This window comes from Accumulibacter sp., from assembly GCF_031732815.1.
GTDB lineage: Bacteria > Pseudomonadota > Gammaproteobacteria > Burkholderiales > Rhodocyclaceae > Accumulibacter.
Genome location: NZ_JAVMKF010000175.1, coordinates 11,828 through 24,647, shown reverse-complemented (window position 1 = coordinate 24,647; position 12,820 = coordinate 11,828). Strand labels below are relative to the sequence as shown.

At 66.7% G+C, this 12,820-nt stretch carries 12 protein-coding genes; 2 read left to right on the top strand and 10 right to left on the bottom strand.

All coding sequences use genetic code 11. The features are described from left to right. Together RKP46_RS11565 and RKP46_RS20210 are read right to left on the bottom strand one after the other, a co-directional pair. Nucleotides 1–282: DUF3422 family protein (locus RKP46_RS11565; RefSeq protein ID WP_409194132.1), on the bottom strand; the 282-nt coding region annotated here is incomplete at its 3' end. Between the two features lie 102 nt (nt 283–384). Beyond that, the gene (locus tag RKP46_RS20210) at nt 385–942 is read right to left on the bottom strand and encodes a hypothetical protein (protein WP_409194131.1); all 558 of its coding nucleotides are present in this window, start codon (nt 940–942) and stop codon (nt 385–387) included. On the opposite strand from RKP46_RS20210, the gene RKP46_RS11560 reads away from it, so the two are divergent. After that, complete coding sequence (locus RKP46_RS11560; RefSeq protein ID WP_409194130.1) at nt 904–3,240, top strand: ATP-binding protein; 2,337 nt, start codon at nt 904–906, stop codon at nt 3,238–3,240. The genes RKP46_RS20210 and RKP46_RS11560 overlap by 39 nt on opposite strands. A 303-nt stretch (nt 3,241–3,543) precedes the next feature. Here RKP46_RS11560 and RKP46_RS11555 read toward each other — a convergent pair whose 3' ends face one another. From RKP46_RS11555 to RKP46_RS11525, 7 genes are all read right to left on the bottom strand, one after another. Beyond that, the gene (locus RKP46_RS11555; RefSeq protein WP_311106777.1) at nt 3,544–4,839 is read right to left on the bottom strand and encodes a DUF3422 domain-containing protein; all 1,296 of its coding nucleotides are present in this window, start codon (nt 4,837–4,839) and stop codon (nt 3,544–3,546) included. A 173-nt stretch (nt 4,840–5,012) separates the two neighbouring features. Continuing rightward, complete coding sequence (locus RKP46_RS11550; protein WP_311106776.1) at nt 5,013–5,684, bottom strand: DNA alkylation repair protein; 672 nt, start codon at nt 5,682–5,684, stop codon at nt 5,013–5,015. Continuing rightward, nucleotides 5,681–6,046, bottom strand: coding sequence for a DUF1850 domain-containing protein (locus RKP46_RS11545; protein ID WP_311106775.1), 366 nt, complete (start codon nt 6,044–6,046; stop codon nt 5,681–5,683). Before RKP46_RS11545 ends, RKP46_RS11550 begins: the two co-directional genes overlap by 4 nt. Then, complete coding sequence (locus RKP46_RS11540) at nt 6,046–8,130, bottom strand: TRAP transporter permease (protein WP_311106774.1); 2,085 nt, start codon at nt 8,128–8,130, stop codon at nt 6,046–6,048. The genes RKP46_RS11545 and RKP46_RS11540 overlap by 1 nt, the downstream gene beginning before the upstream one ends. Nucleotides 8,131–8,191: 61 nt before the next feature. After that, entirely contained in the window at nt 8,192–9,157 is a 966-nt protein-coding gene (locus RKP46_RS11535) for a TAXI family TRAP transporter solute-binding subunit (protein ID WP_311106773.1), read from the bottom strand. A 56-nt stretch (nt 9,158–9,213) separates the two neighbouring features. Next, nucleotides 9,214–10,443: a CaiB/BaiF CoA-transferase family protein gene (locus RKP46_RS11530; RefSeq protein ID WP_311106772.1), complete on the bottom strand. Its 1,230-nt coding sequence runs from the start codon at nt 10,441–10,443 to the stop codon at nt 9,214–9,216. Nucleotides 10,444–10,455: 12 nt separating this feature from the next. Further along, nucleotides 10,456–11,631 (bottom strand): acyl-CoA dehydrogenase, encoded by a 1,176-nt coding sequence (locus tag RKP46_RS11525; RefSeq protein WP_311100440.1) that lies wholly within the window; start codon nt 11,629–11,631, stop codon nt 10,456–10,458. Nucleotides 11,632–11,760: 129 nt separating this feature from the next. Here RKP46_RS11525 and RKP46_RS11520 point away from each other — a divergent pair, with 129 nt between their 5' ends. Continuing rightward, complete coding sequence (locus RKP46_RS11520; RefSeq protein ID WP_311106771.1) at nt 11,761–12,555, top strand: IclR family transcriptional regulator; 795 nt, start codon at nt 11,761–11,763, stop codon at nt 12,553–12,555. 7 nt (nt 12,556–12,562) lie between these two features. On the opposite strand, the gene RKP46_RS11515 is transcribed toward RKP46_RS11520, so the two are convergent. Then, nucleotides 12,563–12,820, bottom strand: a 258-nt coding sequence (locus RKP46_RS11515) for a hypothetical protein (protein WP_311106770.1), incomplete at its 5' end; no start/stop codon positions are given.

Sequence of the window (12,820 nt, the reverse complement as noted above, 5' to 3'; positions counted from 1 at the left end):
GAACTGCGCCGTCTGGCGGCGGTTCATCGCCTCGAGCAGGCCGGCGCTGCTCTGCTGCGTTTCGATCTCGACGCGCGTGCGCAGCAGGTTCGAAACGCGCGAGATCCGTTCGGAGAGCGCCTGCTGGCGACGCGCCGCCCAGGCGCAGGTCTGCAGCGCCGGCAGCAGGCGGCGATCGATGAATTCGCGCAGCGTCTGCAGCTTGGCGGTGCGCACTTGGTCGAGATTGACTTCCCTTTGCTTGGGGCTAATATACACCGGGTCGTTGGCTTTCCTCTTCACCGCAGATTCGGATCGGTGACGGTCGACAGGTTCATCCTTTTCAAATATTGATCGATTGGCGGCAAGTCTCGTGGAAGTCTCCGGATACCAGTGGGGCGAGGTTTAGTGGTGGACAAGCCAAGGCAGTCGACGAGGCTCGCTCGTTTGCTTGCCGACTTGGTCGATCGAGCCCGACGACACGCCCTGCCGCTGATGAGCACCGTGCCATTCGTGCTCCTGATCGTCGGCGCGGTGGGAACGGTCGGCTATCTCTCGTTCAGGAACGCACAGGAAGCCATTGGCGACCTGGCCAATCAACTGATGGCGGAAGTCGGGCAGCGCGTCGACCAGCACCTGTCCGGTTTGCTTGACAGCCTGGAGCAGATCACCCGCGGCAATGCCGCGCTGGTCCGTGGCGGCAAGCTCGATCCAGGCAACCGTGCAGCCGTCGTCGAGCGCTTTTCCGAGCAACTGGGGCAGTACCAGCATGTGAACACCGTCGCCCTGGCGAGTGAGCGGCGGGATTTCACGGCGCTGGAGCGCGATCCGAGCTCGCTGATTCTGCGCGAATTCGACCGCGGTACGAAGCTTTTTACCAGCCGTCGCCTGACGACGACGGGCGAGCGTGGCGAAGTGACTGGCGTGATCGAGAACTACGACCCGCACCAGGATCCGCCGCACGACCCCTGGTACACCGGCGCCAAGGCCCACCAGGGTTCGTTCTGGTTTCTGGCCGTGTCCGTGGCCAGAGGGCTGAGCGACCCGGACCTGATGATCATCAACTTCCTGCCGATCTACGATGATCGACAGCAGGTGTTGGGCGTGACCGCGGCGAGCACCTTTCTCACCACGTTCGGCCAATTCCTGACCCGCTTGCGGATCGGCCGCAACGGCCAGGTGTTCGTCATCGACAAAGAGGGAAAGCTCGTCGCTACCTCCTCCGGCGAAGAACCCTTCCGGCACAGCGTGGCTGCCACCTATGCCGAGACTGCAGTGCAGGACAACAAACGTCTGGCTGCGGTGGACAGTAGCAACCCCTTGACCGCCGCCAGCGCCAAAGCCGTTCTCGAGCGGGTGGGTGCTCTTGACCGCGTCGTCGAAAGCCGACAGTTCATGTTTCAATGGGAGAAACAGGCTTATTTTCTGCAGATCGTCCCGATCCGGCGTGGCAATCTCGATTGGTTGACCGTCATCCTGGTACCGGAAGCGCATTTGATGGCGCGCATCAATCAGGGTACCCATTCCAGCGTCCTCCTGGCGATTCTGGCGCTGCTCGGGGCGGTCGTCGCCGGCGCGTTCACGGCGCGCTGGATCGTCCAGCCGATCATGCATCTCAATGCGGCTGCCAAGGGGATGGCCCGGGGCGAATGGAACGAACCAGTCGCCATCGACCGCTCGGATGCGATTGGGGAGCTGGCCGCATCGTTCAATGACATGTCCAGGCAGCTCAAGGTGTCGTTCGAGACGCTCGAACAGCGCGTCCGGGATCGAACCGCCGATCTGGCGCGATCCAACGAGAATCTGGCGGCGGCCAAGGACGCGGCCGAAGCGGCCAATCGCGCCAAGAGTGTGTTTCTGGCCACAATGAGTCACGAATTGCGCACCCCACTCAACGCCATTCTCGGTTTTTCCAACCTGATGCGCCGCGCGGCCAGGGCCCGTCAGACCAGTCCGTCGGCGGAACAGCGTGAGCATCTGGATATCATCCATAAGAGCGGCGAGCATCTGCTGGACCTGATCAACGAGGTGCTGGATTTGTCGAAGATCGAAGCCGGACGAGCCATCTACCATCCGACGGACTGCGATTTGCACGCATTGCTGCGGGGGCTGCGGGAGCTGTTCGGGCAACGGGCCAGCGACAAGCGCCTGTCGCTGCACGTCCAGTGGCCACCGGAGACGCCGCGCTACGTGCGCACCGATGAGGCCAAGCTACGTCAGGTGCTGATCAACCTGTTGGGCAATGCGCTGAAGTTCACCGCCCAGGGTGAGGTTCAGCTCGTTGTCACCCGTGAGGCCGAAACGAAGGATGGCACCGGGTTCTGCCGGTTGCGCTTCGCCGTCACCGACACCGGCCCGGGGATTGCTCCCGACGAGCGGGCGTGGCTGTTTCGACCGTTCGCTCAGACCCGCACCGGCCTGAAGACCCAGGGCGGCACTGGTCTTGGGCTGGCCATCAGCCGGGAGTATGTGCGTCTGCTGGGTGGCGAGATAGATGTCGAGAGCGAACTCGGCCGCGGCAGCCAGTTTGCCTTCGAGCTGGTGCTGGAGCTGGTGGCCAGTGACGAAGCCCCCCCGGTAGTCGAGCGGATCATCGCCGGACTGGCGCCCGACCAGCCTCGCCACCGCGTGCTCGTGGTGGACGATCAGGAGTTCAACCGCCGCTTGCTGGTTCAGATCCTGGAACCGCTGGGCTTCGAGCTGGCCGAGGCGGCGGACGGCGAAGCGGCGCTGGAACAGTGGCGGATCTGGCGGCCTGACTTGCTCTGGCTGGACCTGCGGATGCCGGGACTGGACGGCCACGCGGTTGCCCGTCGCATTCGCGCCGAGGAACCCGACGGGCGTACCAGGCTGCTGGCCGTTTCCGCCAGCGCCTTCGCTGAAGAGCGGGAGCAGGTTCTGGCGTCCGGTTGCGATGATTTCCTGCGCAAGCCGTTTGGGGCCAACGAGTTGCTGGAGATGATGGGCCGCCATCTGGGGCTTCAGTTCGTATACGTCGATGAAGTCCCGCAGAGCAACGCGCCTTCATCGTTGCCGACCGTTGGCCCCGAACGCTTGCTTGCCCTGCCCGAACTCTTGCGGCGCCAACTCCACGATGCCGCATTGTGCCTGGACCGGCAGAGCGTCGCCGAGTTGGCCAACCGGATCGCCGCACTCGATCCAGAACTCGGTGCATGGCTCTTCGGCGAAATCCATGAGATGCGCTTCGATCGCTTGCTCGACTTCCTCGACGGCGCGGTCTGCCAGCCTGTCGGACCTTGACCCTGCTGCCGACAAAGTATCCTTTAGTCGTACCAGATCAAGCGTCCGACAGGCTGCGAGAGCGCGAGATCCTGCGCCTCGAACGCGAGCTGCTCGGCGCAACACGGCGGTCGGGTGGCTGCAAGACGATCGAAATCCTCGATCCGAAAACACGCGCCGTTTCGACCGCGCCGTTTCGCGACCGCGTCGTGCACCACGCGCTGTGCGCAGTCGTCGAGCTGATTTTCGCGCGTGGCTTCATGGCGACAGCTTCGCCAAACGCGTCGACAAGGGAATCCGCGACGAAACGGTTCGTCGGCCGGGCTACGGTGCCGCCGCCGTCACCGTCTGCACGCGCTGATGTAGACGACGGACGCCGAACCAGACCAGCGCGGCGATGAGCGGAATGCTTGCCGCGACGGCGATGTCCGGGGCGATGGCGAAGAGGCCGGCGGCTTTCGCGCCTTTGGCGAGATAGCCGACCAGGCCGGAGCCGTAGTAGGTGACGGCCGCCACCGAGAGACCTTCGACGGCGCTCTGCAACAGGAACTGCGCCGTCTGGCGGCGGTTCATCGCCTCGAGCAGGCCGGCGCTGCTCTGCTGCGTTTCGATCTCGACGCGCGTGCGCAGCAGGTTCGAAACGCGCGAGATCCGTTCGGAGAGCGCCTGCTGGCGACGCGCCGCCCAGGCGCAGGTCTGCAGCGCCGGCAGCAGGCGGCGATCCATGAATTCGCGTAGCGTCTGCAGGTTGGCGGTGCGCACTTCGCGCAGTTCGTCGATGCGCCGCTGGACGAGCTCGAAATACGCGCCGCTGGCCGAGAAGCGCGCATGCGTGCGCGCGTACAGCCCTTCGACATTGGCCGCCAGCTCGGTGAGCTGGTGCAGCAGTTCCGGCTCTTCTTCGGCGTCGGCGCTGCCGATGCGTGCGGCGAGCGCAGCCAGATTGTTTTCCGCACCGGCGAGCGCCGCGTTCACCTGGCGCGCCACCGGCATGCCGAGCAGCGCCATCATGCGGTAGGTCTCGATTTCTACCACGCGCTGCACGATACGCCCCAGCCGACGCGGCGACATCGTCGGGTCGGCGACGATGACGAAGCGGCCGAAACCGTCTTCGCGCAGGCGGAAGTCGGTGTAGATCCTGGCCGCATCGTCGATCGCTGCGCAGCCGACGCGGCTGTCTTCGGCGAGATAGCGGCGGACGATCAGGGGCAGCTCGTTGTCGTCTGCGTCGTCGCGCGGCAGGACCAGGACGTGCAGGCCGATCAGCCACTTGCCCGGCAGTCCGGCGAGCCAGGCGGGCGGCAGGTCGGCGAGATCCGTCCGCGAGAAGTCGGCCGCGCCCGACGGCAGCGGTTGCCAGAAGGTGCAGGTGTAGAACTCGGTGTGCTGCTCCCAGCGCAGCTTGATGCCGCCGAGATCGAGGCTCAGATGATTGGCGTCTTCGGCCGGCAACGGCAGGTGACGCTCGCGCAGCAGCGCGCGCAGGTGTTCGCGCGTCTGCCGGCCGTCGGCTTCGACCAGCCCGACGCGGGAGAGGATCAAGGGCGCCGCGAGACGTTCGTAAGGACGCGCGTGTACTTCGTGGTGCAGCGCGTCACGCAGGGGGTGGACGGTGTTCATCGCGCACAAGAGCAGTTGCGTCCGCCAGGACTTGCCTTAGCACGGACCGCATGGAAAGGGATGCGACAGACGTGGATTATACTCCGTCGCCGGGCGGTCGCTGATTGACCGCTCTGGTGTGTTCAAGCGGCGCGCGACGATCCCCCGGGCGAACGGACGTAGGCGCCGATCGTTCAGCGCGACCGATCGAGGTTCCTGGCCGCCTCACGGCGCGAGAGTGGCGACAGGCGGGTGCCGGCGCTGGCCAGGAAGTCGCGCACGGCCTGCGCATCGTGCCAGGCCAGATCGCGCAGCGCCCAGCCGATCGCTTTGCGGATGAAGAACTCGCGCTCGCCGGCCTGGCGCAGACAGTAGTCGAACAGGCGCATCGTGTCGGTGTCGCCCTTCCAGCCGATCTGGTGCAGCAAGGCGATGCGGCGCAGCCAGAAGTCCGGCGCTTCGATCAGTTGGTCGATGCGCGCGACGAGCCGGCGCTCGCGCCGGACGAGGTCGCCGACGACGTGGGCCAGGGAATCGACCGTGTCCCACCACGACTTGCGGACCGCGAGTTCGAGCACACCGTCGAGCCCTTCGGTGCCGAGCCGCGCTGTGTGGTGGGCGAGAAGGTCGCAGGCCAGGTACTGGAACTCGCGCTCGTCGAGCCGCCAGAGCAGGCCGGCGGCGGCGAGCGGATCACCGGCGAAGCTGCGGATCAGGCTGCGCGTCGCCTGGCGGCGAAGCGGCGTCTGCACACCGAGAAAGGCAAAGCGATGCTTCATGTAGGCGGCCATGGCGGCTGCTTTTGCCGGATCGGCGAGCCCGCGCAGCGCGGCTTGCGCGGCGTCGAGCAGCATTTCGTCGGTCATCGGCAGGGGCTGATCTCGATCACCGCCTCGCTTGCCAGGCCGGGAAGCAGGGCGGCGAGCGCGGCGCAGCCGCTGCGGCAGATCTCGTAGCCGGCGGCATGGGGCGAGTGCGTCAGGCGCAGCACGCTCTGCGGCGGCAGGTGCGGGCGGTAGTGCCAGACGCCAGCGAGCAGACGGGCGCCGGCCGGCGCTTCCATGCCGGCGCCGGTGCCGCGGATGCGCGCCGCCTCGAGCACCAGGCGGTCGCCGACGACGCGCCAGTCTTCCTCCCAACGGACCTGTTCGATCGAGTGCGTCCACGCCAGCGTGAACGCGTCCGCTGCGAGCAGCGCGCTGAGCGCGCCGGCGGTCAGGCAGAGCATCAGGCGGGTGCCGCTCGGCGCGTGCGCAGCCCGTGCCAGAGGGCAAAAGCGGCGCTCATCGCGAAGCCGATCTCGTCGGTGAGCGGAATCGCGGCGACCAGCATGAACGCGGCGGCAGCGGCGAAAAGGCGTTCGGCGGCGTTGAGCGGCGCGCGCAGATGGCCGATCGCGGCGGCGCCCCAGAGGACGATGGCGACGACGGCCTTGCCGACGATGTAGGCGACCGCCAGCCAGGTCGGATCGCCCTGCAGCATCAGGGCGTTATCGTAGATCGCCATGAACGGAACGACGAAGCCGGCGATGGCGATCTGGACCGCTTTCAGGCCGGTTTTCATCGGCGATTCCTTCGAGATGCTGGCTGCCGCGAAAGCCGCCAGCGCCACCGGCGGCGTCAGGTCGGCCATGATGCCGAAGTAGAAGACGAACATGTGGCTGACGATCAGCGGCACGCCGAGCTTGAACAGCGCCGGCGCGGCGATCGAACTGGTGATGATGTAGTTCGGAATCGTCGGGATGCCCATGCCGAGCACCAGGCAGACCAGCATGGTGAGGAGCAGCGAGAGGAAGACGCTCGCTTCGCCGACCGAGAGAATGAAGCCGGCGAAGGTGGACGCGGCGCCGGTCAAGGTCAGCACGCCGATGATCACGCCGACCACGGCGCAGGCGACGCCGACGGGCAGCGCCTGGCGAGCGCCGTCGACCAGGCCCATCTTCATCGTGTGCAGCGTCCGCCGGCCGCCCTTGAGAACGAAGCTGAGGCCGACCAGGGCGCCGATCAGCAGTAACAGCGGGACGATTCCCCACTGCTCCATCTGGCGGACGAGGACGGCGGCGGCGAGGCCGAGGGCGAGCCAGAAGACGTAGCGAAAAGCGCTCGCCGAAACGCGCGCAGCGACCGCGGCGCCGAGGATCAGCACGGCGGTGAGCGCCAGTCCGGTCATCCCGGCGAACATCGGCGTAAAGCCGTTGAACAGCATCCAGACGAGCACCGCCAGCGGCAGCACGAGATGCCAGTCGTCGCGCATCGCGCGCCAGGGGTTCGGGCATTCAACCTTCGGCAGCCCGGTAAGTCCCTTCTTGCCGGCTTCGAGATGAACCATCCAGAACGCCGTCAGGTAATAGAGGATGGCGGGAATCGCCGCCGCCTTGACGATCTCGGCGTAGGGCAGGTTGAGATTCTCGGCCATGATGAAGGCGACGGCGCCCATCACCGGCGGCATGATCTGGCCGCCCATCGACGATGTCGCCTCGACCGCTCCGGCGAAGACGCCCGAGTAGCCGAAGCGCTTCATCAGCGGGATCGTAAACTGGCCGGTGGTCAGCACGTTGGCGACGCCCGAGCCGGAAATCGTCCCCATCAGCCCGGAGGAAACGACCGCCACCTTGGCCGGCCCGCCCTGGCTGTGGCCAACGAAACCGAGCGCGATCGAGTTGAACAGACGGATCATTCCGGCGTGTTCGAGAAAAGCGCCGAAGAGGATGAAGAGAAAGATGTAGGTCGCCGAAACCAGCGTCGGAATCCCGAAGATGCCTTCGGTTCCGAGCGCCAACTGGTTGATCAGTTGATCGAAGCCGTAGCCGCGGTGGGCGATCGCCGACGGCAGGTACTGGCCGAACAGGCCGTAGAGCAGGAATAGCCCGCAGACGATGGGCAAGGCGAGGCCGAGGATGCGGCGCGAGGCTTCGAAGACGAAGACGACCAAGGCGGTGCCGACGGCGAGGTCGGCGAAGCTCGGATCGCCTGAGCGCTGGATCAGATCGGCTTCGTACACCCAATGGTAGGTCGACAGGACGAAACAGCCGGCGGCGAGCAGCCAGTCGCCGGGGCTGACGCGCGACAGCCGCGCGCCGTGCCGGAAAGCGGGAAACAGAATGAAGGTCAGCGCGAGCAGAAAGCCGACGTGCAGCGAGCGTGTGATCAGGCTGGACAGCGGATGAAACGCGGCGACGATCAACTGATACGTCGAAAAGGCCAGCGCAACGCCGGTCAACACGTGTAGCGATGTCCCGCCAAGCCGGCGCTGCACGCCGTGCTCGGAGAATTCCTCCTGGCCGTGGTCGGGTGCCACCGAATGGTCGCCCATGCGCGTCCTCCTCGTGCCTGCGCCGCTCCGGCGCCCGCTGGCGGGCACCGGGTCGGCGGCGCTACTTGATCAGGCCTGCTTCGCGGTAATACTTCTCGGCGCCCGGATGCAGCGGCACCGGCGGCGCCTTGGCGGCGTCCTGCTTGCGGATGGCGCGCGCGGCGGTATGCGCGGTGACCATCTGCTCGAGGTTGTCGAACATCGCCTTGGTCATCCGGTAGACCGTGTCGACCGGCACGCCTTCGTGCGTGATCAGGAAGTTCTGTACGGCGACGGTCGGTACGCCGACCGCCTGCCCGTTGTACGTATTGGCCGGCACCGTGCCGACCTGATACGCCGCCTCGCCAATCTTCGTCACCACTTCGGCCGGGATCGGCACGACGACGATCTTGATCGAACTGGCGAGGTCGCGCACCGCGGCAACGCCCAGGCCGGCCGAGATCAGCGTCGCGTCAAGCTGGCGGTTCTTGATCAGTTCGACCGATTCGCCAAACGGCAGGTACTCGACCTTGGCCAGATCCTTGTAGCTCATGCCGGCCGCCTTGAAGATGTCGCGTGCGTTCAGCTCGGTGCCGCTCTTCGGCGCGCCGACGGCAACCCGCTTGCCTTTCAGGTCGGCCAGCGTGCGGATTCCCGAATCGGCGTTGGCGACGATCTGGATGTAGTTCGGGTAGATCGCGGCGAGCGTGCGCAGCTTCTTCAACGGCGCCTTGAAGCCGGCTTCCTCGTTGCCTTTCCACGCCTCGGCAACCGAATCGCCGAGCGAGAAACCGACCTCGCCGCGTCCGGACTGCAGCAGGTTGAGGTTCTCGGCGCTTGCCTTGGTCGCCTGCACCGACGACTTCGCTTCCGGCAGCGCCTTGCCGTAAATCTGCGACAGCGCGACGCCGAGCGGGTAATAAACGCCGCTGGTGCCGCCGGTCAGGACATTGATGAACTCTGCAGCGCCGGCGCTGGCGCCGGCGAAAACCAGCGTTGCGCCGACGACAACTCGGGCAAAGCGGCGACCGGGCGTATTTTTCTTCATTGGTGTCTCCTCGTGGTTTCAGGGTATTTCGCTGCCGCGTCTGGCGGCCGTTGCGCTCAGACCACTCCTTCCCGCCGGAGTCGGGCAATCTCTTCGCCGGAACGGCCCAGCGCACGCAGGATCGCCTCGCTGTCCTGGCCAAGCGTCGGCGGGGCAAAGCGATAGTCGACCGGGGTCTGCGAAAAGCGGATCGGATTGGCCACCGTCGGCGCGCTGCCACCGGCGGCGTGCGGCAGGTCGACGCGCAGGCCGCGATGGCGAACCTGCGGGTCGGCAAAAACGGCGCCAATCTCGTTGATCGGCCCGCAGGGAACGGCCGCCGCTTCGAGCAGGGCGATCCACTCGCTGGTCGTCTTCGTCGCGGTGACCTGACGCAGCAGCGGCAGCAGGCTGTCGCGGTGCTGCACGCGCGCGGCGTTGTCGGCGTAACGCGCATCGCGCGCCCATTCGGCGTGCCCGGCGAGCGCCGCGAAGCGCGCGAACTGTCCGTCGTTGCCGATGGCCAGGATCATGCGGCCGTCGGCCGTCGGAAAATCTTCGTATGGAACGATGTTCGGATGCGCGTTGCCGAGCCGCTGCGGCGATTGGCCGGAGACCAGGTAATTGGCCGCCTGGTTGGCCAGGCAGGCAATCTGCACATCGAGCAGCGCGAGGTCGATATGCTGCCCGTCGCCGCTGCGAAAACCGTCGCGATCGCGATGCGCGAGCGCCGCGAGCACGGCGCTGCACGCGTAGAGCCCGGTGAGAATGTCGGTCAGCGCGACGCCGACCTTCTGCGGGCCGGCCCCTTCTTCGCCGTCGGCGCGGCCGGTAATGCTCATCAGGCCGCCCATTCCCTGGATCAGAAAATCATAGCCGGCGCGCGGCGCGTACGGACCGTCCTGGCCGAAGCCGGTGATCGAGCAGTACACCAGCTTAGGATTGAGCGCCGCCAGCGAGGCGTAATCGAGACCGTAAGGCAGCAGGCCGCCGACCTTGAAATTCTCCAGCACGACATCGACGTCGGCCGCCAGCTCGCGCAGGATTGCCTGACCGGCGGGCTTCGTCATGTCCACGGTGAGCGAGCGCTTGTTGCGGTTGGCGCAGAGAAAATACGCGGCATCGCTGGTCGGCGCGCCTGTCCCGTCGGGCAACCAGGGCGGACCCCAATGGCGCGTGTCGTCGCCGCTCCCCGGACGTTCGATCTTGATCACCTCGGCGCCGAGGTCGGCGAGCAACTGACTGGCCCACGGACCGGCGAGCACGCGCGACAGATCGAGCACCTTCAGGTGGGCGAGCGCTCCCATCGCGGCCGGCGATCAGAAAGCGGCCAGCCCGGTCTGCGCGCGACCGAGAATCAATGCGTGGATGTCGTGCGTTCCCTCGTAGGTGTTCACCACCTCCAGGTTGAGCATGTGGCGGACGACGCCGTACTCGTCCGAAATGCCGTTGCCGCCGTGCATGTCGCGCGCCAGACGGGCGATTTCCAGCGCCTTGCCGCAGGAATTGCGCTTCAGGATCGAGGTCATCTCCGGCGTCGCGCGGCCTTCGTCCTTCAGGCGACCGAGGCGCAGGCAGCCCTGCAGGCCGAGCGCGATTTCCGTCTGCATGTCGGCCAGTTTCTTCTGGACAAGCTGGTTGGCCGCCAGCGGGCGACCGAACTGCGTGCGCTCGAGCACGTAGCGACGCGCCCGGAACCAGCAATCCTCGGCCGCGCCGAGCGCCCCCCAGGCAATGCCGTAGCGCGCCGAGTCGAGGCAGGTGAACGGACCCTTGAGGCCGCGCACGCTCGGGAACGCGTTTTCCTGCGGAACGAACACCTCGTCCATGACGATCTCGCCGGTGAGCGAAGCGCGCAATCCCATCTTGCCGTGGATCGGCGGCGCCGAGAGGCCGGGCATGCCCTTTTCGAGCACGAAGCCGCGAATCGCACCGGCATCGTCCTTCGCCCAGACGACGAAGACATCGGCGAACGGCGAGTTGGTGATCCAGGTCTTGGCGCCGGAAAGCGCATGGCCGCCGGCCACACTGCGCGCCCGCGTCTGCAGGCTGCCCGGGTCGGAGCCGTGGTTCGCTTCGGTCAGCCCGAAACAACCGATCGACTCGCCGCTCGCCAGCCTGGGCAGGAAGCGGCGCCTCTGCTCCTCGGTGCCGAAGGTGAAGATCGGCAACATGACGAGCGAACTCTGCACGCTCATCATCGAGCGAAAGCCCGAATCCACCCGCTCAACCTCGCGCGCGATCAGGCCGTAGGCGACGTAGCTCAGCCCGGCGCCGCCATACTCGGCCGGAATCGTCGGACCGAGCATTCCCATCTCACCCAGCTCGCGAAAGATCGCCGGATCGCTGCGCTCGTGGCGAAAGGCGTCGAGGATGCGCGGTGCGAGCCGGCCCTGACAGTAGTCGCGCGCCGCGTCGCGCAGCAGGCGTTCGTCGGTGCTGAGCTGCTCGTCGAGCAGCAGCGGGTCGTCCCAGCGAAAAGAAGTTCCGGCCATGCGTTTTCCTTTCGGTGTTCAGCAGTGCGGAAGAGGGTGCTGCCAGCCGGCCGGAATATCCCATAGGGGACAGGACGTGTCAAGAAAACGTCTTGTCTGATGGAAGAAAGCTGTGCTAGGTTCCGCAAGATGGAACAAACAAGCGAAAACGATAGTGCGAACCAGCGCGGAACGGCGGGCGTCGCCGCGTTGGCGCGCGGACTCGAGCTGCTGCGCTGCTTCACGCCGCAGGAGCCGGTGCTCTCGAACGCGGAGCTGACGCAGCGCAGCGGTCTGGCCAAATCGACCGTCTCGCGGCTGACGCGAACGCTCGTCGAGCTCGGCTACCTGCGCCGCAGCGGCCGCGCCTACGGCGTCGGCCCGGCGGTGCTGGCGCTCGGCTACGCGGCGCTCGCCAACCTGCGCCTGCGCGAACTCGCCCGCCCGCAGATGCAGGCGCTGGCCGATGCGACGCAGACGCTGGTGTCGCTGGCGACGCGCGATCGCCTAGCGATGATCTACCTCGAGAACTGCCGCAGCGCTGCCAGCGTCACCCTGCGCGTCAGCGTCGGCACGCAGTTGCCCTTGGCGACGACCTCGGTCGGCCGCGCCTTTCTCGCCGGGCTGCCGGCGGCCGAACGCACTTTCCTGACCGGCCAACTCGCAGCGCGCGAAGGCGCAGCGTGGCCGGCGCAGGCAGCGGCGCTGGAACGCGAACTGCGCCGCTACGCCGAGCACGGCTACTGCCTGTCGCTCGGTGAATGGAAGAAGGACACCAACGCCGCGGCAACGCCGCTGCATCTGGCCGAAGGCAACGAACTCCTCGTCCTCTCGATCGGCGGGCCTGCTTTCGCCGTCACCGCCCGCCAGCTCGAAGACGAACTCGCCGCCCGCCTGGTCGCGCTCGCCCGGCACGTCGAAACGCTCCTCGCCCGAGCGCCCTGAGCGCGCGTCAGCCGCTGTTGTCGCCAGCCACCAGGGCGCGGTAGTGCGCCAGCCAAAGATCAACCCTTTCCTTGTCAGACCGCCAAGGGTGCGTTTCCGGAAGGGTTGCCGTCAGCGCGGCGAGGATCTGGCTCGCTTCTTCGCAGAGCGCTACCGCAGCTTGCGGTTTGCCCCGGGCTGCTTCCAGCCCAGCCAGGTGCTCGCAGGTGGCGGCGAGGTCGCGTTGCCAATCGGCGTTGCCGGGGTCGAGATCGGCCAGCCGCCG

What these genes read in the sequence shown, in the direction of transcription:
- RKP46_RS11530 (WP_311106772.1), bottom strand. Translation starts at nt 10,443, where the DNA reads ATGGGAGCGCTCGCCCACCTGAAGGTGCTCGATCTGTCGCGCGTGCTC.
- RKP46_RS11525 (WP_311100440.1), bottom strand. Translation starts at nt 11,631, where the DNA reads ATGGCCGGAACTTCTTTTCGCTGGGACGACCCGCTGCTGCTCGACGAG.
- RKP46_RS11520 (WP_311106771.1), top strand. Translation starts at nt 11,761, where the DNA reads ATGGAACAAACAAGCGAAAACGATAGTGCGAACCAGCGCGGAACGGCG.
- RKP46_RS11555 (WP_311106777.1), bottom strand. Translation starts at nt 4,839, where the DNA reads ATGAACACCGTCCACCCCCTGCGTGACGCGCTGCACCACGAAGTACAC.
- RKP46_RS11550 (WP_311106776.1), bottom strand. Translation starts at nt 5,684, where the DNA reads ATGACCGACGAAATGCTGCTCGACGCCGCGCAAGCCGCGCTGCGCGGG.
- RKP46_RS11535 (WP_311106773.1), bottom strand. Translation starts at nt 9,157, where the DNA reads ATGAAGAAAAATACGCCCGGTCGCCGCTTTGCCCGAGTTGTCGTCGGC.
- RKP46_RS11540 (WP_311106774.1), bottom strand. Translation starts at nt 8,130, where the DNA reads ATGGGCGACCATTCGGTGGCACCCGACCACGGCCAGGAGGAATTCTCC.
- RKP46_RS11545 (WP_311106775.1), bottom strand. Translation starts at nt 6,046, where the DNA reads ATGCTCTGCCTGACCGCCGGCGCGCTCAGCGCGCTGCTCGCAGCGGAC.